The sequence below is a fragment of the Pseudoflavonifractor sp. HCP28S3_F10 genome (genome assembly GCF_052065415.1).
In the GTDB taxonomy this organism is placed as follows: Bacteria; Bacillota; Clostridia; order Oscillospirales; family Oscillospiraceae; genus Pseudoflavonifractor_A.
On record NZ_JBQHUB010000003.1, the window covers coordinates 117,664 to 144,372 of the forward strand.

General features: G+C 56.9%; 10 protein-coding genes. 2 read left to right on the plus strand and 8 right to left on the minus strand.

Annotated features, from left to right (window positions below; all coding sequences use genetic code 11):
• Positions 1-222 precede the first annotated feature (222 nt).
• Genes ACTNBZ_RS02915 through ACTNBZ_RS02925 form a run of 3 tightly spaced genes read right to left on the minus strand, consistent with a single transcriptional unit; the run spans position 223 to position 6,480 of the window.
• A complete protein-coding gene (locus tag ACTNBZ_RS02915; protein ID WP_441208146.1) occupies positions 223-3,678 on the minus strand; it encodes a GLUG motif-containing protein in 3,456 nt (1,151 codons plus the stop codon).
• Complete coding sequence (locus ACTNBZ_RS02920; protein WP_441208147.1) at positions 3,675-6,149, minus strand: efflux RND transporter permease subunit; 2,475 nt, start codon at positions 6,147-6,149, stop codon at positions 3,675-3,677. Before ACTNBZ_RS02920 ends, ACTNBZ_RS02915 begins: the two co-directional genes overlap by 4 nt.
• A 22-nt stretch (positions 6,150-6,171) precedes the next feature.
• Positions 6,172-6,480 (minus strand): hypothetical protein, encoded by a 309-nt coding sequence (locus tag ACTNBZ_RS02925; protein WP_441208148.1) that lies wholly within the window; start codon positions 6,478-6,480, stop codon positions 6,172-6,174.
• A 203-nt stretch (positions 6,481-6,683) separates the two neighbouring features.
• Between ACTNBZ_RS02925 and ACTNBZ_RS02930 the strand changes: the two genes are divergently transcribed.
• Positions 6,684-7,268 (plus strand): TetR/AcrR family transcriptional regulator C-terminal domain-containing protein, encoded by a 585-nt coding sequence (locus tag ACTNBZ_RS02930; protein ID WP_441208149.1) that lies wholly within the window; start codon positions 6,684-6,686, stop codon positions 7,266-7,268.
• Positions 7,269-7,283: 15 nt separating this feature from the next.
• A complete protein-coding gene (locus ACTNBZ_RS02935; RefSeq protein WP_441208150.1) occupies positions 7,284-7,892 on the plus strand; it encodes an AAA family ATPase in 609 nt (202 codons plus the stop codon).
• A 514-nt stretch (positions 7,893-8,406) separates the two neighbouring features.
• Here ACTNBZ_RS02935 and ACTNBZ_RS02940 read toward each other — a convergent pair.
• The 5 genes from ACTNBZ_RS02940 to ACTNBZ_RS02960 form a co-directional block, all read right to left on the minus strand.
• On the minus strand, positions 8,407-8,964 hold the full coding sequence (locus ACTNBZ_RS02940) for an S-layer homology domain-containing protein (protein WP_441208162.1): 558 nt from the start codon (positions 8,962-8,964) through the stop codon (positions 8,407-8,409).
• A 285-nt stretch (positions 8,965-9,249) separates the two neighbouring features.
• Positions 9,250-10,149, minus strand: coding sequence for a hypothetical protein (locus ACTNBZ_RS02945; protein ID WP_441208151.1), 900 nt, complete (start codon positions 10,147-10,149; stop codon positions 9,250-9,252).
• Between the two features lie 21 nt (positions 10,150-10,170).
• Positions 10,171-13,521: a S8 family peptidase gene (locus ACTNBZ_RS02950; RefSeq protein WP_441208152.1), complete on the minus strand. Its 3,351-nt coding sequence runs from the start codon at positions 13,519-13,521 to the stop codon at positions 10,171-10,173.
• Between the two features lie 99 nt (positions 13,522-13,620).
• Positions 13,621-26,295 carry an S-layer homology domain-containing protein gene (locus ACTNBZ_RS02955; RefSeq protein WP_441208153.1) on the minus strand — a complete coding sequence of 4,225 codons (12,675 nt, stop codon included), beginning with the start codon at positions 26,293-26,295 and terminating at the stop codon, positions 13,621-13,623.
• Between the two features lie 69 nt (positions 26,296-26,364).
• Entirely contained in the window at positions 26,365-26,625 is a 261-nt protein-coding gene (locus tag ACTNBZ_RS02960) for a DUF2442 domain-containing protein (RefSeq protein ID WP_216632772.1), read from the minus strand.
• Positions 26,626-26,709 lie beyond the last annotated feature (84 nt).

The window sequence follows — 26,709 nt, forward strand, 5'->3', positions numbered from 1 at the left end:
CAAAAGCTATCGTTCCTTATCTGGATGATACCACGCAGGGCTGGAAAGGGCAAGGGGGAGACGCTGACGATCAGAGGTTCCTTGGCCGCGTTATGATGTGCTGCCGCTGCGGATCGTTCTGTGAGCGGCCGCCTGGGCCGGAAAGCACATGGAGCCGGGCCCATCGGGGCCCGGCTCCATGTGCTTTCGTATGGTTTTCAGTACGCGTATATACGTTTTCTCTTATTTATGCGCTGCAGCGGCCCGGTGTGTTTTTTTCAATCTCCGCTTCCGAATCACGAAAAAGCAGACCATAGCCATGGCTGCGGCACAGCTTCCGATGGCCAGGACAGGCCACAGGAAGGGGGAGGAGATCCTCTGCCGCGACGCCTCAAGGGTAAAGCTGGTCCCGGCGGCTGTGAATACGCAGCAGCTCCCGTCCTGATCCCACTGAAGCGGTGTGCTGCCCTCCTCCGTCCGCAGAGAGAGGGAGAACTTCCGCCACTGCGCCGGAGGCGTGAAGCGGACGGTATGCGTCTGCGCGTCATTTGTTCCCGTCAGTGTGACGGACCACTGCTCCAACTCTTCTGTTTGAGCGACAGGTTCTGCCCGCAGAGCTGCGCGGCCGTCAAACACACCTTCCACCAGCAGGACCGCATGTGCGCTGTCGCGCATGGCGTCACTGGCCAGCGTGGTCAGACAGGGCGTATAGACCGCATTGATCACATGGTCGATGGTGATATGCGTCTCTCCGATATCCTCCCAGACACCGTAATATCCCTCTTTATCGGGAACTTCCGGGGCTTCACGGGTAGAGAGCGCATCGCCGTAGGAGAAATGGACGGTCTCCATGATCTCGTCTTCCACCATGTAGGTCAGGGTAAAACTGTGGAAAGGGGAGGGAACGTTTTCTTCCTGGATCAGGTCCGCATAGGCCACCGGCTCGGCCTGACCGGCATAGCTGATGCCATCCACGCCGGCCAGGGGACCTTCCACAAACCGGTTTGCGGAAATAGCGCCGTTCTCCCGGTCCCATTCGCCGGCCACAGAGCCGGTATAGCCCTCGGAGTCCTCTACTGATGTCAGACTGACGCATTGGTAGATCTCACAGCCATAGCCTGCGATGCCGCCTACGTAGCTGCCGCCCGACAGGGTGGACTTGGACCAGCAGCTCCGGATGATGGATCTGGAGGTACCGGCGATGCCGCCCACATAATCCCCATCGGTGCTTTGAATAAAGCCGTAGTTTTCGCAGCCCAGCACATAGCCCAAGTCCATGCGGCCCACTGCGCCGCCTGCCGCATCCTTTTTGGCGGTGACCGGGCCGTGGTTGACGCACTCCTGCAGGATAGCCCGGGTCTCATAGCGGAAGTCGAAGGATTTCTCACCTACCTCGGTGATATCGTCCTCCGGGTCAAAATCATGCTCGACAGCCATGGCGCCGGTAATGCCGCCCACGTTCAGGTCACCCTCCACAGCGCCCAGATTGGCGCAGCCCCGGGCCTTTCCCAGTGTGGTGCTGCTGATACGCTCCGCAGAGACGTCGCTCCACAGTTCACCGGAGTCAGTGTCTCTGGCGTCAGAGAAGGCGTCCAGAAGCAGATCGGCGATGAGCTGGAACTGATCTCCCAGGTCACGGATGTCGCCGGAGAGGGTATCGCCGGAGGCATCCATCTCATCCCGCAGCAGGTCCATCTGGTCGCTGATGCCGGTCACCGCGCTGTGGAGACCGTCCTCTGCCTGGTGAAAATCATCCCCCAGCTTGTCAAACTCCACCGGATCACGGCTGGAGAGGTCGTCAAACAGGCTGTGGATCTCGTCGGCGGTGTTGCCCAGCTCCCGGGTACCCTCCTCAAAGAGGTCCATGGCGTCGGACAGCGTGGACATGGCGTCCTCCATGCCGACGGACATGTCTGCAAACTGGGAGAGAGCGTCCCGCAGTTTCTCCATGGAGCTGTCCATGGTGTCGCAGAAGCTGGAAAACTCCCCCAGTGCCTGGACGGTACGCCGGATGCTCTGCTGTACCGCGCCCCAGTCCAGGCTGACGCTGTCCAGCGCGGCGGCGATACTCTCGACCAGCGTGGCTGCCGTGGCGGCGGCGGCGTCAAAACTGTCCCTGAGCAGGTAGAGGCAGGCGGTCAGATAGCCGGGGAGCTCACTGGGGTCCCATTCCCCCTCCTCCAGAAGGCGGCATAATTCCTCCACGGCCTCACTGCAGTCATCCAGGGCGGCAGAGAGGTCCTGTGCCCCTCCTTTGAGTATCTGCAGGGCCCGCTCGGCCGCTTCCTGATCCTCCACGACCAGGGCGTTGGACAGGCCCCTGGCGGCCTGCCGGATGTCTTCAAAAGCGCTGCGGGCCTGCCGGAGTCCGCTGCGAAAGCGGTCTGTGGCCTCGGACAGGGTGTCCAGCCCGTCCGCTCCGCGCCCCATGGCTGCGGACATCTGGTCCAGGCTGTCCTCCAGCACGTCCATCCCGTCAGCCATGGTGTCCAGGATATCTTCGGCGTTGGAGGTGATCTCCCCCAGCTGGTCCAGGGTATCCGCCAATGTGTTGGAGGCGTCGTTGACAGTGTCGATGCTGCTGTCGGCCCAGGTGCTCATGATATCAGCCAGGTCGGAGGCGCTGTCTGTGGCGGACCGGGTGTAGTCGGAGAGCCGGTCCAGCCGGTCTGAAAGGGTGTTCTTACTGCCTTCCGTGTGGTCGAGGGCGTCATCCACCATGCTGCTGAGGCGGTCCAGCTCATCCTTCAGTTCATCAATGGTATCCGGGCTGAAAATGAGCCGGATATCGGGGGCGATCTGCCCGGCGATCCCCCCTACGTCCTTGCGTCCCTTCACGATCCCGGTATTCACACAGTTTTCCAGGTATCCGGAAGAACGGCCCGCCACACCGCCTACATTGTAGCCCACATGGGGATAGCCGATAGTGCCTGTGTTCCGGCAGCTGCGCACCACGCCGTTGGAAAAGCCCGCGATCCCGCCAGTGTCCGTGGTGGTGTCCAGGACCTCCTCACGGTTCAGGCTGCTGAAACCGTCCTCCAGGCTCTGTTCTTTTTCCTGGTGTACGGTATTGACCGCGCTTTTGTTGGTACAGCCGGTGATGGTGCCGGCGTTATGCCCGGCGATGCCGCCGGTGCCTGTCCCGCCGGTGACGGAGCCCTCTGCCGTACAGCGGTAAATGGAGCCCGCGGCCTCATTGATGCCGGCGATCCCGCCCACCTGGCGCTTGCCTTCCACGGTACCCTGAAAGGAGCAGTCCAGAAGCGTCCCCTTGTTGCTCCCTGCAATGCCGCCCACGCAGGTCTGCTCTCCCACTGCGGACACAGTACCGGCCACATGGAGGTCACGGACCACCGCGCCCTCCTGAATATAGCGGAACAGTCCCTGGTAAGAGGCTCCCGACTGCAGGGACAGACCGGAAATGGTGTGGCCGTTGCCCTCAAAGGTGCCGCCGAAGGTGGGAATGGGGGAAAGATCTGTACCACTCAGGTCAATGTCCGCCTCCAGCGTCACGGTCTTTCCCCGTGACCAGGTGTCCAGTGTACAGTTTTGGGCGAGGCGGATCAGATCCTCTGCGCTTCGGATGGAAATGACCGGACTTTCCGCGGCCAGCGCGGCATACGGCAGGACCAGGGACAAGATCAGCAGGAAGGCGAGGGCTGCGGACAACAGCCGGATACTGCGTTTATGCGTTTTCATCTTTCCTGTCCCTCCTCTTCCTGCCGGAGCGGCGAGGCCCGGCGGACATTGACCACTGCCGTCACGTCGCCCTCCAGAACGCCGTGGACCTCCACGTCGATCCTGCCGGAGATGGTGCCCCTGACTCTGCCGTCCAGGTAAACTTTTCCGCTGGCACTGGAGGTCTGGGTCAGCGCCGGATATTTGATGTTGAATGCCGTCCGTTCGACGATGGCATCACCCAGCAGCAAGATCTCCGGCAGCACGCCCATCACCAGTATCATGGAGATGATGGTGCCCCGGCCAATGCAGTCGCCCACGCCGTAGATGGAGGTGTCGGACGTCAATTTGGCAATCAATGTGCCGGCGCATGCCATGATGGTGCCGGAAGTAAGTACCGTTGGGAAGGCCAGATTCAGTGTCTCGATCATGGCCTCCCGGGGCGGCATGGTCCGCTTGAGCTCCTGATAGCGGGAAGAGATGACGATGGCATAGTCGATATTGGCGCCCATCTGGATGGAACTGACCACCAGGTAGCTCATAAAGAAGATGTAAGTGCCCCGGATGGCGGGTACGGCGAAATTGATCCAGATGCTGCCCTGGATGACCAGGATCAGCAGGATGGGAAGGCCCACCGACTGGAAGGTGAACAGCAGCACGATGATTACGAACAGGATGGACAGCACGCTGATGAGCACGTTGTCATTGACGAAGGAGGCGGCCAGGTCGTAGTCGCTGGTGGAGTCGCCGGTGATGTAAAAAGTGCCGGGCGCATAGTACCGGCCCACGACCTCATGGAGATGGTCCAGAAAGGCGAAGGTCTCTTCACCCTCCTCCGGCAGGTCCACCTTCAGGACCATTCGGGAATAATCCGCACCCTGAAGCTGGGCCAGTGCGTCGGTGATCTGCCCGTGCATGTCGTCCAGGTCTGCCTGGTCCTCACTGTCCAAAGTGACGTAGCCCTCGTCCACCCGGTCATAGAGAAACAGGAACATATCCAGGATAGAGACACTGTAGTTATCGATGTTGTTGACGATGCGGCCGTATTCCTCCAGATCGGCGGCGTAGGCGGTATAGAGCAGGCGGACCATCTCAATATCCATATCTACCAGCTCGGAGAACTGACGGGGCGTCAGCCGGTCGGTGAGCACGTAGTCCTCGTCCTCAATCTCCACGTTGGCCAGGCCTGCGGCCGTATCCACCTCGTCCAGCGCTTCCAGGGCGGCCAGCAGGCGGCCCTCGGCGGCATAATCACCGGCTGGGACAATGACCGCCATGACGTTCTGAGTGCCGAAGCGGGCGTCAATGGCGTCTTGCTGCAATTTGGAATCGCTCTGCTTCTCTGTTTTGATCAGACTGGATCCGTAACCGTAGGGACACTGGCTGGACAGGAAAAAGGCGCCTACCAGCACACAGGCAAAAATGGGTGGTACGAGCCATTTCAGCTTGGTAACAAACCGTCCCCAGATGGTGATCTTCGGCACGAAGTTTCGGTGGTGGGTCCGGTCAATAAGCCTGCTGAAAAGCATCAAAAGCCCCGGCATCAGGGTAAATACCGTCAGGATGCTGAACAGGATGGACTTGATGAGCACCATACCCATGTCGAAGCCAATGCGGAATTCCATGAACATCATGGCTGCCAAACCGGCCAGCGTAGTCAGACAGCTGGAGGAGATCTCAGGGATGGCCTTGCTCAGCGCCAGAATACAGGCCTCCCGGGCGGGAGCATGCTCCCGTTCCTCGCTGAAGCGGTGGCAGAGGATGATGGCGTAGTCGATGGCCAGAGCCAGTTGCAGCACCGGGGCAATCGAGTTGGAGACAAAGGAAATCTCCCCGAAGATGAAGTTGGTACCCATGTTCAGCAGCATGGCTGAGAGGAACGTCAGCAGCATCACCGGGACCTCACCGTAAGTCTTGGAGGTCAACAGCAGCACCGGGACAATGACCACTGCGGCAATGCCCATGATGACCTGCGTCTCCGATGCCAGGGTGGCAGACTGGCTCTCACCCACCGTGCTGGAGATGGAGACGTCATAACCGGACAGAGTCTCCCTGAGCGCCTCCATGGCGGCAAGACTGACGGGGTCATCCTCCTCGCCCTCGAAGGTCACGTCGAACAGGGCGGCGGACTCGCGGTAGTGGTCGGAGCGGTCCTCCGCGTCATCTTCGTCCCCGAAGTCCACGGCGGAGACGCCCTCAATCGACTCCAGCGCATCTACCAGCGGCAGGGCCTGGTCATACGGGATGTTGGATACCATCACCCGGGCTGTGCCAAAGGTTGTGAACTGGTCCTCCATCACGCTCAGACCCTGGCGGGTCTCCGTGTCCTCAGCCAGATAGTCGGTGATATCGTTGTTAACGGTCACCCAGTTCCGGGAAAACAGGGAAAAGAGGATGGCCGCACTATAGATCAGGAAAAACAGGTTCCTTTTATCTACGATCCATGTGGCCAAGTGAACAAAGAAACCGGGTTTTTGCTTGGTTTGCTTCATATAGATTCCTCCGCGCAATGGTTCACAGGCATTCGTCCGTATGACCGCTTAAAACACCCTCAATGGGAAAGTCTCCCTTCTCTGTGTGGAGTACCGCCCGCAGGCCGGCTTCTGAAAGCGTACCCTTCAGGACCCCGGGGACCTCACTTACCGCTGTCCGCAGGGCGCCGGTCATCTGAAATGCATATTCCGGTATGAAACTGCCGGTGAACAGGTTCTCACCGCCCAGAAGCTCCAGTATGATGCGTCCGCCCTGAAGATGGATCTCCGCCGTCCCTTTTTTGACGCCCATGGGGCTTTGCATCCGGATCCGGTAGACATTATCCTGCATATACAAAATTCCTCCTGTCCATGATGCACTGACTATACGCCGGAGCATCCGGAAAATACAATCCGTAACTTCCGCCGAATGTGTAAAACTACACATTTGGGAGGGATTGTGCAGTCTTTTCAAACGGAGGATTTCCAACAGATCCCTGAAGTTTGTGTAGTGATTTTTCCGGGAGGCTGTGGTATATTGGGAAAAAGGTGGTGGTGGATACGAAGCAGGAAGAGCTGTCTTACAACCGGAAAAAACAGATGGCGGAGTCCCTGAAAAAGCTGATGGCGCGCAAGCCACTGCAGAAGATCACCATTCAGGAGATCGCCGACGACTGCGGTATGAACCGGCACACCTTCTATTACCATTTTAAAGACATTTATGATCTGCTGGCCTGGATGTTTCAGGAGGAAGCCCTGTCCCTGATCCGCAGGAGCGACAACTGCCTTACCTGGCAGGATGGGTTCCAGCTGTTTCTCCGTACCATCCGGGAAAACAAAGCGGTGTGTAAATGCGCCCTGGACAGTTTGGGACAGGAGGCGCTGCGGAATATGTTCTATCAGGAGGTCACGCACCTGATGGACCTGTTCCTGGCCGATGTAAAGGGCAAGCACCAGATCTCGGAGGAATACCAGAGCTTTCTGGGCAATTTTTATATTGCGGCCCTCAGCGGCATCGTTATGGAGTGGGTCCGCCGGGATATGGACCTCTCTGAAGAGACCATGATGACCTACCTGAGGCTGACGTTGGAAAACCAGATCGAAGAGGCGTTCCTGCGGGCAGAGCGGGAGGGGCTTTGAAAGAGAGGGAGAAGAATGGCGCACAAGATCATTTCCATCGGCCGGCAGTTTGGCAGCGGCGGACACGAGATCGGGGCGGAGACCGCCCGCCGGCTGGACGTGAAGTGTTATGACAAGGAACTGATCGCCTTGGCGGCGGCACACGGGGAACTGAATCACGAAAAGCTGACGGGCTTCGATGAAAAGCAGGAAAATCCATGGCTGTATGAGGCGGTCTACGAAGGGAATCACCACGTTCCCAAGGGCCGGTCCTTTTCGGCAGTCTTGTATCAGCTGCAAAGTGAGGTCATTCGGGCCATCGCCCAACGGGAGGACGCTGTCATCGTCGGCCGGTGTGCCGATCAGATCCTCCAGGAGGCCGGCGGTGTAAAGCTGCTGACGGTGTTTATCGCCGCGCCCTTCAGGGACCGTGTGGAGCGGAAAATGAAACTGGAGGGCCTGGACCGGAAGAAGGCGGAGGCGCTGGTCAGGAAGGCGGATAAACAGCGGGAGCTGTATTATCATTCTTATACAGGGTTGGAGTGGGGAAGACCGGATGGTTTCGACCTGTATTTTGACTCCCATGAGCAGAACAGGGAGGAGATCATCCAGGAAATTATGAGTGCTTATGCTGCTTTGGACTGAGCTGTGCCCGCAGGCGTTCCGGAAATACCTTGTCTGTTTGCACATGCGCGCTTCAAAAGCTTACAAGGCGGACTGGAGCAGAGAAAGCAAATGTGCACAGCCTGCGCAACACCTGTGTAATTCTGTGATGCCGGAACGATGCTCTCTTTCATAAAGGGTCAAACAACAAAAAAAGTCCTGAAACCTATGAGGTTTCAGGACTTTTTTGGCAGCGGGTGAAGGATTCGAATCGCCTGTGCGTGATTTTAAACCGTGTTATCTGATGCCGCCGAATGCCGCAAAGTGCTGCGGCACAAAGGGTTTGAGATTTCATTGTTTTAAGTGCTGTTAGAGCGTGTTGGCCGGTTTTACCGTGGTAAGGGTCAGAATAAGGGTCAAAATAAGGGTCTGCTTGTACTTTGCGCCGTGCATGTCAGCTCCTTTGCAAGGCCGCTTTTCCCTTTGGTCGTGCATGAGCGGAGGGCGGCAGACGCTTGCCTGCTGCCCTCCGTTTTACAGTTGGGGCAGCTTCGGATTATTCGCCCAGGAAGCGATACAGGAACGTCACGATCTGGGCCCGGGTGCAGTCATTGTTGGGGGAGAAGGTGGTGGCGGTGGTTCCGACCGTGATCCCCTTCTCCAAGGCCCACAGGACGGCCTTGTAATAATACGCATCGCTCTTTACATCTGTGAAAGGATTACGGGTCGATGCGGGCTCGGGAGAGCCGGCAGCACGCCACAGGAATGTGACGGCCTGGGCGCGGGTGCAGCTTGCATTGGGAGAGAATGTGGTCTCGGTGGTGCCCTTTGTGACACCATTGCGTACCGTCCAAGTCACCGCGTCCGCATAGTAGGCATTGGCGGGAACATCGGTAAAGGTTACGATGTCACTCAGCGGCAAAAGTTTGGCCTCGATGGTGACTGCGGTGCCAGGCATCGTGAAGCTGTATTTGTTGTTGCCAAGAGGCGTCACAGGGATGTTATTACCCTTTTTGTCCGTCACTGTGACGGTCTGCACACCATAACCATCATCCAAGGTGACAGTGACCGTAACGGTCTGGCCTTCAGATGCGTTGGAGGGGCTGACAGAAATGCTGCCGTTCTTCGGCTGCTCCGGTACAGTTACCGGATTGGAGGTGCTGCCACCGGAAGAACTGACACGTACCTCCTATTACAATAAGTTTTGGAAGGAAGCCCAGCATCCAGCTGGGCTTCCTTCCATCTCGTGCCTCAGCTACAATTAGGGGAGCAACTGGCTGACCAGTGCCTCCTTGGGCTCCCATGTCCGCAGAAAAGACTGTCAGCCATATTGTACCATTTTGGGGGTTATATTGCACACCTTTGTTCTGTGCGGTATTGCCCTAAAAAAGATTTACCGTCAGAAAAGAGGGATATCCTCCGTTTCATTCGTATCGGGGTTTCCACCGGAACTGCCGCTGGAACTGCCGCCGGAACTGCCGCTGGAACTGCCGCCGGAACTGCCGCTGGAACTGCCGCTGGAACTGCCGCCGGAACTGCCGCTGGAACTGCCGCTGGAACTGCCGCCGGAACTGCCGCCGGAACCGCCGCCGGAACCGCCGCTGCCGGAATTATCATCGTTCCCCGGGAGAGGCTTTTCCGCTTCCTGCGCCCCCGCAAGACCAACCTCGGCCACACGTTGAGCAAACTCGTACTCATCCGCGGTAAACACCCCGGCTTTGATCAACTTATCCGCCAGCGTTTCTGTTCCACCCTTTACCTTTACGCCCAATGTCAGCCAGGACAGTTCCGCGGCATCGCCTCTGGTAAAATGGTCACCGCTGTCCCAGCCAGAGGGCAAAAGCCCTATCTGTTCCGCAAAGGCCTTCGCCTCATCCCAGGCGAAATCTTCTCCTCTCTGGTAGCCGAGGACCCGCAGCATGAAAACAATATATTGTGCCTGGGTCGTCAGCTGTCCGGTGCCGAACGTTGTTACGTTGATGCCGCTGGTGATCCAATTTGCATAGGCATAGCCCACATAGGGAGCGACCCAGTTTGGCACGTCAGCGAAAGGATACTGATAGTTTTTTTCTAACGCTTCTTTTTCCGCCCCCAGAAAACGGACCACAAGTGTGATTGCCTGCTCCCGGGGAAGATCCTTCTCTAATTCGTATCCCGCGTTGGTCCCCTGAAACAGTCCCAATTCATGGAGGGCATCAGCATAGTTATCCTGGGTATTCTCTGCCGCCAGTGCGGTGGTACCCATCCCCAATAAGCCGACAGCCAGAACAGCACAAAGGATTTTTTTCCAGAAGCTCATAGATCATTCTCCTTTTCTTTGTTAATGCAGGCTATTGAAATAGGCGGCAGCCGCATCTCCATACCGCATCAGCGCTTCTGAAAGCGGCTTCAGCGCGCTGCTGCCCTGCTGACGAGCTGCGTAGGCAAAATCTGATATGGCAAATTTCAGAACGGAACTGTACGCATAGGTAACGGTATTGTTCTCCGTATTCCTGTATCCCACCCTAACCTGCGCATAGTAGGGTTTTCGCAGTTCCTTTGCCACAATATCCTGAATAGAGCCGGAATATATGGCGCCGTCCAGAGTCATGGCAGCGGTCTTGAGTTCATTTGCTTCCCGACGGGTCTCCCAGTCTGTCACGCCAGAAAACTCGTCGTCATATAGCAGCACCACGCTGTCAATGACCGCCCCATCCCGCTGTGCCACAGACACTTTGTAATTGAGCCATACCGCACTCTCCAGCGTCAGGCTGACCGATGAGAATTTCACTTCTTCAGAATCCGTGCCGTATTTCGTCTTTCCATCGGTAAGGGAGACATTCTTGCTCGTCCCCAACGCCTTCTGCGCACTGGTTAGAGAACCGTTGGCCAAGTTATCCGTTCGGTACCCAAAATAGCTCTGCGCGGCAGCACCGTAATTGAGCATATCCACCGCAAGTGTTTTAAATTCGGCGGAATAGCCGGCAGCGTTCAGGACTGCCATGGCACACTTTGCAACGCTGTACTCCAGCGGATCGCTGTAAAAATACCGACCGTCTATGAGAACATAGACAACAGAGTAGATGGTATCGTTCATCTGCTTGGCTGGTATGTCGTCGTAGGTAAAGACATGGTAACCGGTATTGTCCTCATAGCGGTAGAGGTCAGAATTCACGCCATCCTTTTCGATCTGCAGCTGCGGATCATCCTCCACTGTATAGCTCTGGGGTTCGGTAGTCCAGAACAGAGAACCCACAGTATAGGGGATGACGACATCCTCCGGCACCACAACGGTGGCTTTGTAGTTGAGGGCAATATTGTCGGTCAGGGTCATACTGGCGGCACGATAGGCAGCCGTGCAGCTGATCTCGCTGCGTGCCACCGTCAGTTTTCCGACGACCGGCGCGCTCTTGTCAAAGGAAATCGTTACGGTGTACTCGCCGTCCGCCAAGGCTGACACCCCATCCTGCGTCAGAATCAACGCGGCAGAACCGTCGATTGAGACGCTCCCTGTGCGGTATTGTTCGGGCGACAGCGCAATTTCGCCAACCTTGACTGCCGTTACGGAATTGTCGTACATGGTCAGCATAAATTCCGCCGTTTCCTGGGTGTATGGATCAAAGGTCTCCGTTTTCGTTATCAGCACCGCGTTGCTGGTGGGCAGCGGGGCAACTGTAATCGCTACCGTGACAGCATCCGGCGTTGACACATTCCCTGTGCTGCCGCGCACCGTCAGCGTCACGATCTTTCCCGCGTCCTCCGCGGCCGGGGTGTAGGTCAGTTGGTTCCCTTCCAGATTCAGGGTCCCTGTCCCGTCGGTCATCTCCGCCAGGGCGGCAAATTCTTCGGGCAGCCCGCCTTCCCCGTACTGGAACCAGGCAGAAACATTCTGCACCTCATAGCTCACCGCGGACCTTGTTCCGTCCAGCGATGCGGGCGCAGCAGTTCCTTTCTGCCCGGTGGCATCCGCTTTTACGTGCAGCGGGAAAGTCGAGAGCCGGATCGTATAGGTTTTCTCGACCACCGGGGCCGCGCTGCGAATGGTAAATTGCCAAATGGTGCTGTCAGCCTCAGACCGCTGCGGATAGCCCGCCGTACTGGTGGAGGTCATCGGCGTCACGACGATATTATCCGCTGTGACGGCGCTGAGATCCGCACCATAGGGGAAATAGGCGAGGAAGGTTCCGTCTTCCTGCAGGCTGGCGGCATAACCGTCCACATAGACCGAGGCCACTGCGGTAGACAGGTCCGTCTGCCAACCGGCGTAGAGGGTCAAATCGCCGACGGAGCCTGCCGGGATCTCCTTTACGGGATCGCCTGTGCAGTCCTCGTCCACGTACCAACCGGCGAACTGGTAATCCGCCTTTTCCGGCGCAGGCAGCGTGACCGTGTCAGACTTTACGTTATAAGTCGATACGGCCCATTCCGGAAACGTGCCGCCATCAAGTTGATAGCTGATCGTGTAGTCCCTGGTCAATTCTTCCACGAACATCGCCACATCCACAACACCGTAGCCGTAGCTGGTGTCGTAACCCTCTGCGCCCTTGTCCACGGCGCTGGCCTGCAGCAGGGTGAAAACGCCATCCGCTGTGATGTCCTTGTCATAGCCCAGAGCCAGAGCGGCCATTCCGGTGATGACCGGCGCGGCGAAGGAGGTTCCCCGGTTGGATGAAGCGGTAATGTCCAGTTTATAGCCGCTGTTATCGGTATTACTGAGGCTTGCCACGCCGTCGCCCGGCGCTGTAAAGTCAACAGATGTATTCCACTGGGAAAAGCTGGAGACTTCCAGGCCTTTATCCACTGATCCGACGCCAATGACGCCGGGATAGGCGGCGGGATACTGCGTCACGGCGTTGCCGCCGTTGCCGACGGCCGCCACAACGACCGCGCCGGAAGCGACCGCTTCCGCAACCGCGTCCCGCAGCGCTGTCGAGGAATTCGAGGTTCCCAGGCTCAGGTTGATAACCTGGCAGCCGTCCTTAACCGCCTGCTTAATGGCGGCTACGACTGCGTCTGTCGTTGTGGTCTTGGTTGAAAAGATGCGGTACGCGTGAAGCTCGACATCCGGCGCAATGCCGGCGATACCGCGGCTGTTGTTTGTCTGCGCCGCCACGATACCCGCGGAAAAGGTGCCGTGTCCGTAGGTATCCTGATAATATGCAAGCCCGTCCTGGTTAAAATTCGCTCCGCTGATATTGTTGGCGTTTACGTCTTCGTGTTCAATATTGATGCCGGAGTCCACGAAGCCTACCTTTACACCACTGCCGGTCAAACTCTGCCGATATGCTTCATATGCGTTGATCGTCTGCAGATTCCACTGGTAGCCGGCGTAATAGGGATCGTTGGGCACAGCAGAATCGTCGGAGAGAGAGTCCCCATCTGCGGGTCTCCCGGCCTCATTTTCGGTGAAGAGCTCCACCAGATAGTTTGGCTCGATATACTCCACCAGCTCTTCCGGGATATCACGAGCTTCTTCCAAACTGTCCACTACGATGAGGCCGCTTTCAGAGCTGCTGTCCCCGCCGCCAAGTACATACAAGCTCTGCTGCGGTATCTCGTCTTTCAGTTTGACAATATATCCATCATATTCCAGATCGGTCGACTCGTCCCCGGACAGCGCGTATGCGTTTGGGATCACCATGCATAAGCTCAGGACAAGAGCCATCCCCGCACGGATCTTCTTATGTATCATGACGCGGCTCTCCTTTCCGGTTATTTATTTTGATACGGCAATCACAGGTGGGATAAAATCCCACCTGTGATTGCACGCGTTTCCTCTGCGGCACAGGAATCAGTTGTTGCTTCCGGCCTTGTAAATGCGCTGGATGATGTGTTCGACAAAGCGCTTCAGCAAAGCGGAAACTTCGCCTCTTGTGGCCAAACCGGAAGGATCGAAAGACCCGTCCTCTCTGCCCTGGAGCAGGCCGCAGTCGGTCGCCCAAGAGCAGGGATCAATCGCCCATTCGGAGATTTGCGTTTGGTCGGTGTAACGGGAGAGATTGCCGCTGCTTGTCGTTTCCTCACCCATGAGTCGGGCGAAATGATAGAGGATCTTCGCCATTTGTTCCCGCGTGACCGGGTTGTTGGGTCTGAAGCTGCCGTCGCCGTAACCGGAGACAATGCCGTTATCCGCCGCCCACTCCACATAGGCGCTGCACCAGGAATTTTTCTGCACATCGCGGAATCTGGAGCCGTCATAATTCGCCGTATCCACATTTGCCATCCGTCCCAGGACCGTTACAAACATGGCTCTCGTCATCGTCAGATTGGGAGAGAACACATTTTCGCCAGTTCCTTTGAACAGTTCGCGGGCGGTGACAAAGTCGATATACGTCTTTGCCCAGTGGCTGTCAATGTCGCTGAAGTGCTTGGCGTTGTTGACCAGAGCATAGTCGCCGGGTTCCAAAGCCAGATAGAGGACTTTTTCATTCTCTACCATACACCAGGGGACAATATAGGTGCTGCCGTCTGCTGTGGTGCAGCTGACCACGATACCATCGTCTGCGATGCTCAAATCGCTCGGCACGCTCAGAAGCAGGCTATTGACCGAATCACCGCTCTCCAGCGTTCTCTGGGGGATGATGACGATGTACTTCTCGTTTTCGATCACCACGTCATCCGCCTGGTTCTTTTTGATGATCTCGGCCTCTTCCTTCTCGGTGAAGGTTTCACCGCTGATGATGCTTCCGAGGCTGCTGCCGCCGCCTCCTCCGGAGGACGAAACCGCTATGACCAGCGCGGCTTTATAACGGGCAGGATCGGCCGCGTCACGGACGACCACTTGGTACTGCCGTCCGTTGGTAAGTCCTGAGAAGTAGTTTGTGCTCTTCCAGTCGATCAGTTCGTTCTGGTCAATGAAGCTGCTGATGTCGGAGTTCTCGATCGCCGTGAGCTGCTTCTCCGCCTCATCCACAGCCTTCTGCGCCGCCTTATATTCCTCGGATTCGGTATCCGTGATGGAATCACGTGCCTCCTTGGCACTGTCAAGATCCTTTTGAGCCTGTGCGACCGCCGCATCCTTCGCCGCCTTGGCGTTGTCGTTTGCTGCGGTTCTGGACTCTTTGATGAGTGTAGCGATATCATCGTAGCCCGTCATCTCAGTGCCGTTCACAGAGAATACAATGTACTCATACTGCTCCGCGCCGGTAGCATTCACCGTAATACTGCTGGAAGTCGTGGTCGTGGTGAAGTTCACGCTGTGGTCATTGACGGTCAGTTTGCGGATTAGATAGTCCTCCTCTGTGCTTTCGGCCGGGTTGGGCGTATCCACCGCGTCTCTGACATAGAGGCAGTAAACGCCGGGGGCGAGATCCTCAAAGCTGACGCCGCCCAATTCCGTGCTCTTCCAGTTCAGTCCATCGGCAAAGGCTCCGAATCCGTCGGTCTTTCCATTGTAGTTCTCCGCGGACGGGATCAGTGCAAGCTGATAGACATTGTGGATGCCGCCGGCGTCAATGCTGTCATAGCTTCCGCCCATCAGCTTGGAGGCATCAATGGAAATGCTGCCGTTGTCCTTGGCATTGTTTATGGCTGCGTTGACAGTGATGGCATCATTCTGCGCCATCAGGGAAATGCCTTCGATCTCCATTGTGGCATCCTGCTCGTTCCCCGCGCCATCCACAGCGGTCAGCTTGTAGGAGCCGTTGTACAGCACCTGGATGGAGCCCTTCATGACGTCAGCGTTGTCGGCTGTAGCGATCACATAGTCGTCCAACTTAATTTGGGCCAGTCCGGCGCTGCTGCTCTCGCCCTTGGTGGCGGAATAGGTAATGCTGGGCGCCGAAAGGACGCTCTCCGCCTCCACATAACCCAGTCTGATGCTGGGCAGGTCGCTGTTGAGCCGGTTCATCAGGAAGATCTCATTGGCGTACTTTCCATCCGATTCCGCAGTCAGCTTATAGACGCCATTCTGTACAACGGGATACAGCGTCGTCTTGGGTTCCGCATCCCCGATTTGCACAGGCTCGACCTTCTCCCACACGCCGCGGGTCTCAACGGAAACGCTGCTCGCCGGAACGACCGTGGTCGCGTCCGCCGGAGTGTCCGTAATCTCCGGGTCACCGACGAGATTACCCTTTCCATCAACGGTGGTGACCGTCGTTCGCAGGACCCAGGTGGTCGGCACAGGGGCTTCCTCAGTGTCTTCCCCGGTTTCACCCGGGATCTCCACCAGCTCATAGGTGGTAGTGACCGTGGTTGTCGTGACCTGATAGTACTCGAGTGTGGTCTCCGCATCCACGGAGTCGCTGCCAATCTTCGTCGAGACATCCAGATAGGCGAACTGGTCCTTTTTGAGCATGGCGTCATCCGCAACCGCCGTAATGGGTTTATTGCCGCTGTCCAGATAGACCCAGTTCCTTTCCATGACCAGAGGCTCATCCGTAGCCGACACAGTGCTGTTGAACCAGTCTACCATGATCGTGCGGCTGGAGGTATTGCCCGTAGTGTCCGTGGCACTGACTGCGAAGGTACCGTTTCTCTTCACCACCACGTCAAACTGACGGAAATTGTCGTTTGGCGCGCTGTAATTGGCCGTAGCCGCATTGCTGCTGCCGGGGTCGAGCGTGGCCTGGGCCAGGCCGTTCTCGTCCACGATATAAACGGTGACGGAGAAGCCATCGGGATATTTCGCAGGATCCAGGCTCGCCGTCTCAGGCATGATACGGCTGAAATAGATCTGCGGAGCTTCTCCGCCGACGTCAGGCATAATCGGCAGATTGCCGGCAAAATGCTCCACCATGTAGTCAAAGACGGCGCTGTCGCTGTTCACCCTGACCGTGACCCTGCGGGTCTTGTTGGCGGGGTTGCTGCCCAGGTTGATGGTGGCATAGCTGTCCTCGCCCTTGCCGCCTGTGGCGGTGAGGTTCTGCGTCTCCACGTCTTCGTCATTGCAGCTCACCTGGATGCTTCCGTCGAAATAGAGGTCGATGGTCTCAGCCAGGGTGTCGAAGGTGAAGGACGTGTTGCACATTTTTGCATTGGACGTATCACCCAGGTAGGGGACGGTGGTTTCTTCGCCGCTGCCCCACTGGGCCACAGCGCTCGGGAATACCCAGGCTCCGGATTCGTCCGTCTCGGGATCGATCTGCTGACCCCTGGCGTTATACCAGGTGAAGCGGCCGTTGTCCTTGAAAATATTGACGCCGCTGCCGGCCTCAGTGACCGTGTAGGAGATGTCCACCCAGGCATTGGTGTTCTTGTCCGCTACGCGGATGATACCGCTGCCCTCGTCGGAGGGGCTGAGAACCAGGTAGCCGTCCGCGCCGGTGCCGCTGGAGCCCATGTTGTAATACAGAATGCCCATGTGGCTCTCATTGGTCGCCTGTGCCTGACAGTTAAGCTCGTTGACCTCGATCACGGGCACGGTCTGCTCCGTGGTAGTGACGGGCAGCGCCAGGCGCATGGTGGTGCCCAGCGGGATGGTCAGCTTCTTGGGAGCGGAGAAGAAGCTGGTGGGCTCCAGAGAATCGTAGACGGCATTGTTGTCCGGCACATACTCATTGTCGAAAGCGGAGACAAGCAGGCCGTCGGCAGACAGGGAGCTGATGGAGGTATTGATGTCGAACACGGATACCACCAGATTCAAGCTGCCAGTGGCAGTTGCCAGGCAATAGGCGTCCTTGGGTACCAGAATGGTACCGGAGACGGTACGTTCGTTGCCTGCCTTCAAATCTCCGCCATCTTCACCGACCAGACGGAGGATACCGTTTTGCTTGTCATCGTCAGCGGATGCGGCTTCGATAGGAGTTTGATTGCTGATCTCAAAGCTGCTGTTGGTGATGTCCAGAGGCGAGTAGACCGCCTTCTGATAGTCGGTGTCGCCTTCCTTGACCTCCTCCATGGTCCGTCCGCTCTGATAGGCGAACTGGATGTACGGAGCCACGGCGTTTGCCGCACCGCGGTTGGTGACCTTCATATCCACCCCGATCTTGACCATCTGCTCACTGCCGACGGTCTCGACACCCAGGGTGCTGAACTTCAGGTCTTCCACAGCCAGCTCAGGCTTGTTCTCGATTTTCCGGGTAACACCGCCGTCCAGAGAGCTGTATTCGAGGGGAGAATCGACATATTCAGTGTCTTCGCTCACGGTGAAGTAGATCTCGCGTCCCACGAGATTTTCCGGCAGCGCTTTGGTATAATCGCCGGTGCTCAACTGGGTGGTTACCGTCTGACCCACCGCGATGTTTTCGGTGATCTCCCACGTAAAGAGCTCTTCGCCAAAACCTTTGCCGCTTTGATCAGAGATGCACAGCTTCACAGTGATGGGATTTGCCTCGGAACCAAGCAGCGAGACGTCGCCGGTGTTTTTGAAGGACACCACGGGACGCAGCCGCGCGCCGGTCACAAAGTTGGGAGACTCGAAGGTAATGCTGGCCTCGCCCACACTCTTTTCACCTACGCCGAAGGACAGGACGTAGATGCCGGTGGTGGTGTCCATAGTACCGTCATCCTTGTACTTGCTGGTGACGATCTTTGTGCCCTTTTCGCCGTAGAACTCAGTTTCCTCCAGCTCGGTCTTGGTGCCCCGGGCCAGAATAACCAGCGTGGACTGATCCACTGTGCCGGCTGCGCTCTCCGAGTCTTCCGAAGTTTCGGGCGTCTTCGTCAGCCCCAGCGCCACTGCCAGATCACTGAAGGTGAAGGAGGTCATCAGGCCCCGTTCGTCCGTCTCATAGCCCTCCAGTTTGCCGTAGTAGGCCTGCTCGGTCTCCTCGGCGTTCCAGCAGTTGGCGATGGAGTCCTCATAGACCTGCATCTGGTTCATGGCCAGCATGCGGCCCTCGCCGAATTTCTGGGTGTTTGCGTCATACTTGGATACATAGATGGCGTTGTTGGTGGTATAGGGAACGGTGCTGGTGTACACGGCAGAGATGTTGCCGTCGCCGTCCACGCCGATGTCCATGCTGCCCCGTCCGCTGTTCTCCTCTGTGGGGGCAAAGAAGGGAATGATACAGCCGCTCCCCTGATCGGGATCCGTGATGGATGCCAGACTCGTTTCGGGGACCACATAGGCCATGCCGTTCATCTCGAACATCAGGAACAGGCTTACCGTGTCATCCAGAGCCTTAACGAAGCTCAGACTCTCACCGAAGTCCTCCTCAGTCCCGGTCAGCGCGCCCAGTTGGCCCCGCAGGAACTTCACGGTGCCGAAGTAGGGGTCTTTGTGTTCCTCCACCAGTCGGAGACCGGTGCCGTCATTGTGGTAAACGCCGTCCTGGGAAACGCCGGTCGTACCGGTCAGGCTGTTGATCATCGCATCTCCGCCGCCGGATTCGTTCAGATCCACCAGGGTGCGCAGCATTTTGGCTGTCTCCAGTGTGACCGCACCGGTGGCTGTGTTCACGCTTCCCTTCTGCAGATACAGCTTATGCACGTTGGCGTCGCTGTAACTGGTACCGTTCACGCTGGTCTCGGTCCGGGTGGCGGTATAGGCCAGATAGAAGGTCGTGTCATCCAGCATCACCATGTCCACGCTGGACAGGCGCATGCCGGCCTTCTCCCAGCCCTCCGGCGTCCAGCCGGTAACGACATTGCCACTTCCGGTCTGATAGCTGAAGAAGAACTGCGTGTTCTTGCCATAGACGTCATCCGTCGAGGTGGTATAGGCGTAGCGGAACGCCGCGCTGGGATCGCCCGAACCGGTGGAAAGGCCGTTTGCGTCGGTGCTCACATCACCCTTGCTGGCGTCGTAGTAGTCTTTCGCCTTGTCGGTGGCAGCTGTCTTCTCGTCGGAAGTATAATTGTTGCTTCGGGCGAAGAAGGTCAGCTTGCCGTCGGGACTGACAGAGGGCAGGAACTTATAGGCCCCGTCATTCGCATCCGCTACCACCTCCGGCACTGTAAAGCCGTTTGTGCCAACGGTGAAGCTTGCCGTCTTGATCACCGTGTTACGGGCGGAATTCGCCAACAGCTCCTGGGTGCTCGCGGAGGCCGTGGCGTTGCCGGCATAGTAACCATACCAGGCATCGTAGGCAGCCTTCAAAGTCGAATAGTTCTGGTATTCAGCATCGTATTTTTCCTTCGCTGCATCATAGGCAGCCTTGTTCGTTGCGTACTGCGCAAGCGCCTCAGTATGCGCGCTTTCGGCCTCCGCGTACGTCGCGTACGCATTATTGTAATAATTGCCGCTCTCTGCATCCTGCGTATAAGCCGACTGCTGCTCTTCGCCCAGTGCATCGAATTCATCAGCGGTCAGATAGTAATCCGTTTGCTTGGGCGCAGTGGGTTCTGTAACACCCAGCGTCGGCTCCACCGGTTTGAACGCCGCCTCTTCATAATTGACGTTGTTCATATACACCGTCGCGTCATTGCTGTCGGTGTAGCTGGGGCGATATACATCTGCGTCCGGCATCGTGGGCTTGGTGCTGCCGTCCGCGGCAGTTTGCGAGGCATAGCTCACCCAGGAGACATAGATCGTATTGCCGTTCACCTGACCGGAGAAGTCCAGATCGCCGGTGTTATCGTTGTCCACGACAATATAGGCGGGCTCGGTCCCCCCATCCACGGGGTTCACCAGACCGATATTCTCCTCCGCACCGGTATTCTGAATCTTAGACAGCACCAGCATGTTGGAGTCCACGGCATTCTGGATATTTTTGGGATCCCGGCTGATGGTATAGAGCAGGTAGTTTGCATCGCCCACGGTCAGCAGCTGATAGTCCGCGCCGGAGCCGAGGCCCTCAGCCAGACGGAAGGCGTCGCCGGACGAGGAATAGCCGGAGATCTGGAAGGCATTGTCCGCGAGATTTTCGGGATCGAAGGCCAGAGCCTCGATCTCATCCATGACCTGGTCCGCGTACTCAGGCCCGAAAATCTGCTGTGCGGTGAAGGTGTTGGCAGGAATGGTGATCTTGATGCCGGGGAAGCCTTCATCCTCATCGTCCAGTCCGTAAGTAGCTACGTCCGTAGTCTCGTTGAAGGCATACCACGCAAATTTCCAGCCGCTATGCTTGAAGCCATCTTCTGAGCCATCATCACCGCCACGGTTCATATCATATTCCTTAGAATAGTCGATGCCGAACTGGATCATGTCCATTTCAAAATTGAAGAGCAGGAGTACCACGCGCACGCCGAATCCGGCCCGGAATTTGAAGTTGTCAAAACTGAATGGCTCAACTTCGCTACCACCAAAGGCGGACACCGTATCATCACTGCTGACCAGGCTGGCCGCAGCGCCCATCACAGAGACGGAAGAAGAGGAGGGGTCACGCAGATTGGAGCCCTTCGTGGCGGCGTTGTTCTGCCGGGTGAAGAAGGACATGGTGATGGAGATACTGGCCTTAAAATAGATCTCAGCCTTCAAACACTCCACGCCGATGCCGGCGCCCACTTCCATGTAAGCGCAGGGGGTCAGGGACAGGCCGGAGAAGTAGGTATCGTTGCGGATTTTCTCAATGGCCACGATCGTGTCCACTTCCGCGCGCTCGTCGAGAACCGTGATCCGCACAGGGATATCAAGGCTTTCGGTTCCGTTCACCTTTTCATCCAGCATGACCAGCACAGGCTCGCTGCCGTCAGACCGGATGTAACCGAGACACTCCCAACTCGTTTCGTCAGAGCCGGTTTTCTTCTCGATTTTCAGCGTGCCGCTAAAATACGCGTTGAAGGCGTCGCTGTCAGAGATAAACTCGATGCTGCAGCCCGGAGCGCCATTGGCCACCTTCTTGCCGGACGCGCCGTCCTGGTCATCGATTCGCCATTTCTCCTCATTAGTATTCTGTTTCAGCGTATATTGATCCGTACTCGATGTCAAGTTGTTGATGTCGATATACCCGAGGTTATGTTGGGCGACTTCCACCACCTCGCGCTCATTGATGACGCCGCCGGCAGCCTCCAGGCTGACGCCCACCACGACATAAGCATAGACAATGGGGCAGACGCCCAGGCGGACCTCTTTGCGGTACTCGAACCCGAACTGGAGGAAGATCATCGCGCTGGTAAAGTGATAGGTATTGTCAACGGGACTGTACTTGAACATGACAGTGACGTTGAAGGCCAGGCTGAACTCCTTGCTGGAGCTGTGGAGCAGCTTGTCGTTGTACTGGGGCTTGCCAGTCTTCGGGTCTTTCACGATATGGCCATTGCTGTCCTTCTTCATCATCCGATGGGACTGTGCCGACTTGATAGACTGCCACTGTTCGCCCTTGGGGTTCAGATTATCCAGGATACCCTGGGCCTGATCAATGTTCTCACTGACAGGATTACCCGTCTCCCATTCGGCCTTGGTGTTCTGGATAAAGGAGTGCGTACTTAATTTTTCGTTCGTCTGGCTTTTCGTGTAGTAGTCTTGCTCCTTTTTGCAGGAAGCCAGAGGCACACCGATGGAGAAGCCTATCTCATCGCCGTCTATGATGAGAGTAACATAATCCGTAACCGCGAAACTCATGGAAGGCAGCTCAATACCCATGTCCATGTTGAACTCCGAGAAGGCGCTGCTGCTTGCACTGGAGTCGAAGCCCTGATTGCTTCCCGCGTCCGGACTGGTCATGACGCGCAGGTTGCTTCCGTCCGGGACGGTCTTGAATCCGGCGGGGTTAACGGAGTCCACGCTGATTCTGTATTCTCCGGATTCGATGGTCTCGTCAAGGGTGGAGACATCTGCAGAGCCCGAGGTGCGCAGGTCGTGGCTCGCGTGGATCTGCTGCGTTGTCTCAGACTGGGGACGGATACACAGCGCCACCGTGTCGTTGGGATTGAAGCTGCCCAGATAAAGGTTGGTCTGCGCTGCGTCATAGCCGCTTGAGTAGTTCCCACTTTTATCCTCATCGGCCACAGGCAGCATGTCGCCGTAGAGGGGGTCGCTGATAAAGACCGCCGCGGGATCATGGAACTCATAGAGCAGATTGCCGCGGTAGTCCGTGGACCAGTCCTCCCGCAGGAACTTGGCGTCGACCAGGTACCAGTTGGGGTGTATTTTCTGGATTTCGGAGGGCGGGAGCTTACTTTCTTGTTCACCATCATCTCCATCATAGATATAAGTGGGGGTGGGTGTTCCGCAGTCGCCGCCCAGAGGAACGTCCACGGTCTCCAGGGAGTTGGCGACCGCGCCGAACATGAGCTTGCCGTCGCCGGAATAGGACCCCGCCGCATGGGTGATGACCGGCTTCTTGCTGTTGTTATAGACAACGGTCTCGGAAGTGTACTTGCCGCTGTCAATGAAGCGGAAGCCCTGCATCTCCTTGCTGAGGGCAGAAAACGCCGCCGAATCCGTGATAGAGGTGACAAAAGAGGGCAGGATCTGTGCAGGATCATCAGATTTGTACCCCGCCGGGACAGAGAGGCATCGCGGGGTCATATTGTAGTAGAATTTCAGGAAGTGCTGCACAGGCTGTCCGTCAGCACCAAAGACGGGGAGGAACTCAGTAATGTTGTACTGATCCTCGTCCAGGACCTCCACCAGCACGTCATAGACTTCGACTCCGTCCTTGACCACAGGCGTAAGAATGAACTGGTTTGCATCCGTCAACTCGCCATCGATCTGGCCGTTGCCGTTGTAGTCGATGTAGTGCTCAATACGGCCGATGGACAGGGTCATGTCGCTCTCCACGGAGACATAGTCGGAGGCGTAATAGGTAAAGGTAAGCTCATTCATGCCGAACATGCCCATGCTGATGGGGATAAGGGCATCGCCTGCGTACGCTTCACCGTTAAAGAGGATCTGATCCGTGTGAGGCAGGTGGAAATTGATGTATTGGAGGTTCTCGACAGTCCCGTTGGAGGTCACCATGGTAGACGTATTACTAAACTGGTCCGCCGTCAGGTACTTCGTTTCGGTCTTGAAAGGAACCGTGTAATTTCCGCCCTCCATTTTTGGGGTCTGGCTCACCTTATAGGAAAGTTCAATGCTCGCGTTTTGAAAGAATTTGTCCACGGTGTTCTGGATCTGCTCAGTGTCCAGATTGCCGTCCTCGGTCCGGGGAACGGAAGGGGCCACATTCACATTGATCTTCTGCACGCGGTTGAGGACCACGTTGACCGTGTAGTCGTCACTGGTACTCAAATCACCGCCACTGGCAAAAGTCAGTCCATTGGAACCCACAAGCTTCAGAGTGGCGCTCTTGTCATCCCCCACCGTACCGGTGTTGACTATGTCGCCCGCGCTGTTGGTGAGGTATAGGGGAGTTTTGCCGCTCTCGGTGGGGATGTACTGATAGCTGGAATAAATGGGACCCGACAGCGTCAACGTGGTGCCGACGTACACATTTCCAGATTGATCCACGCCGCCAGCGCCGGACGCCACGGAGATCGAGGGCGCAATCGCCTTGTACAGACTCGTGCGCTCCGCCGCGGTGATGGTATCGTCATCCGCCGTGTGGACCAGGTATTTGATATCTCCCGTCAACACCCGGCGCGCTGCCTCGGCCTTCATATAGATGGAGCCGCCGGCATCTCTGGTATCAGCCCAGCCAACATCCTCGGAACCCATGGCAATGAACAGGCCCTTAGCCCCCCGGACAACCGGAATTGTTTTGTTCACATTCGAGTATGTTCCGGCCGATCCTCTTTTGACAAACTCACTGGTGCCGCTTATCACGTCCAGAGAGTTTCCCGATGCGCTATTGGTCAGGCCCACCGAGCTGGTCGTGTGATACTGATGTAAGGAATTGTTTTCCGTTTTGCCGCGGAATATGGCATACACATTGGTGAACATCTGGTCGAAGTTTTCAACGGTCTGCTTGTTCCACTTGAGGTATTGATTGTTCGATCTGCCAACTGCGCCGGAATACCGGCCCATATAGCCGTCGGACTGTTTCTTTACCTGATCATAATTATCCCAGCCGTTGTAGGACAGGCCCTGGGTATCGTTGACGATGGCACTGGAGCTGAAAGAACCATCCAGCGCCGCACGGTCGGTCCAATGGGTGCTGATAGGCATGGTGGTACGGTTGAAGTTCAGGGTCGCGCTGAGATCATAGGTCAGCGCGCTGACGTCGCCGCTTCCCCCAAAGGAGAAACCCACATCCGCGCTTTCCTGCGTCACAGGCTGGGCAATCACCGTATCGCTGCCGGAGGGCGCAATGGCCCCTGTGGGCTGGGTATTGCCGGACACGTCGTCCGCCTCAGGGGTATAGAGCATGGTGGCCAGATTCGGCGTTTCGCTCTCGCCGCTGTTGTAAAGCTTCACCCGGGCTGTACCCTTGCCCTCGACCACAGCGCTGTTGCCGCCGCCGATGGGGTTGTCCAACACCACGGTAAAGCTGAGGTCGCTGTCCTCCTCAGCGATGACCTCGCCGTTGTTGATCAGAGGGATCTCGATGGTCATCTCATCCATATCCGTGGAGAAGTAGAGCTGCCCCTCGGTGTAGGAATAGTCCTCGCCGGCGACGGCGGTGCCGTCTTCGGTGTGGTAGTCCACCGAAGTCACATATTGCAGCGCGCCGGTGCGGCACACGGTCAGTTTTGCCGTCCCCGCGGCCTTGTCCACGGTGATATCGGTGGTCTCAAAGGCGAAGAAGCTGGGCTCCTGCTCCTCGTTGTCCTCGATGGAAATTGCCAGAGTGTTGGCGGTATCATACAGTTCGCCGCCCTTGCAGGCACTGATACGCAGAGCCAGCAGCTCCACGTTTTCCGCCTCGTCGTCATCCACGGGCAAAATCCTGATTTCCTTGACCGACTCGCCCTCGGCGAAGGTCATGGTGAATTCATAGGTGCCGTAGGGGGCGATTTCGTACTTCTCGGGATCCAGAACGCTGAAGCTCTTCTCCGGGTTGCGCTCCAGATCCTCCGGAATGGCGGGCAGGTCGTCATCGTCAGGCACATACACCTCGCCTTTGTAAGAGGTAGAGCAATAGCGCTGGCCGCCCACGGTGTAGATGCAGCGGATGTCGCCGAGTTCCAGAACATCGTTGTCCACATCCAGCGTCTTTTCAGTGCCCACGTCGCTCCACATACCGTCGGCATTCTTGGCCTGCCAGAGGTACTTGCTCGCCGTGACGCTCAGGGACAGGACCGTGTGACCGTAGACCGGATTGCCCTCCTCGTCCACGGTGTCAGGCTCCACTACCTCGGCGGAGATCGTTGCCGGATCCTTCGCGGCCAGAGGCTGGACATCCTGGCCGTAGGCCTGATATGCCGCGATGGGCAGCGTGTCCTCCACCATCATCACATAGTCATAGAAGCAGGCCGCCGTAGAAGCGGAGTAGCTCCCGTCATCCATCTGGGAGAGAACGGGAGCCACTGTCACGGTAATGTCTGCCTTGCCGACCGTGCCTCCAAGACGATAGATTTTGATGCTTTTCTCGCCGGCGTCCTCAGCGGTGGCCAGCTGGCTGTTTTCGAAGACGAAGGTTCCGTAAGGGAATTCAGCCTCCCAATCCTCCTCGATGACGTTCCCGTTTTCATCTGTCAATATCAACGAGCCGTCATCATTCTGGATGACAGCAGCCAGTGCCGGTGTCACCAGCTGCGTGCTGAACACCAGAACCAAAAGCAATGACACAAATCTTTTGAACACACGCGATTTCATGTTTTTTCCTCCTACTCCTGGATTATTTATTATAAGATTCTTAGCTCTCCGAAAACGATACCATCTCTATCAGGCCCATTCTCCCAACAGCATCTCCACGACCTCGTTCCACGCCAACTCAACAACCATAAAGCCGCTTTGATACCAGTGAATGAATCCGCCGTTGGTGTCGGCAGTTTCCCAGATTTCTTGATTAGATAAGGCACGAAAACGTACGCTCTGCAGATGCGGTTTCAGATCCACCACGGCGCAGTTTCCCGTATGAAACGTCACCTGCAGCAAATGCCCGTCCAACGTCATTACGCTTTTGATTGGCATTGTTCTGCTCATCGTACAGCCTCCCTCTGGTGCATAAAGAAATCCCCAGTACAAAAATAATTGTACTGGGGATAAAATCTTTTGTAATGAGACGAA

Coding starts and splice junctions, on each gene's coding strand:
- ACTNBZ_RS02915 (WP_441208146.1), bottom strand. CDS start 3,678: ATGAAAACGCATAAACGCAGTATCCGGCTGTTGTCCGCAGCCCTCGCC.
- ACTNBZ_RS02920 (WP_441208147.1), bottom strand. CDS start 6,149: ATGAAGCAAACCAAGCAAAAACCCGGTTTCTTTGTTCACTTGGCCACA.
- ACTNBZ_RS02925 (WP_441208148.1), bottom strand. CDS start 6,480: ATGCAGGATAATGTCTACCGGATCCGGATGCAAAGCCCCATGGGCGTC.
- ACTNBZ_RS02935 (WP_441208150.1), top strand. CDS start 7,284: ATGGCGCACAAGATCATTTCCATCGGCCGGCAGTTTGGCAGCGGCGGA.
- ACTNBZ_RS02945 (WP_441208151.1), bottom strand. CDS start 10,149: ATGAGCTTCTGGAAAAAAATCCTTTGTGCTGTTCTGGCTGTCGGCTTA.
- ACTNBZ_RS02950 (WP_441208152.1), bottom strand. CDS start 13,521: ATGATACATAAGAAGATCCGTGCGGGGATGGCTCTTGTCCTGAGCTTA.
- ACTNBZ_RS02955 (WP_441208153.1), bottom strand. CDS start 26,295: ATGAAATCGCGTGTGTTCAAAAGATTTGTGTCATTGCTTTTGGTTCTG.
- ACTNBZ_RS02960 (WP_216632772.1), bottom strand. CDS start 26,625: ATGAGCAGAACAATGCCAATCAAAAGCGTAATGACGTTGGACGGGCAT.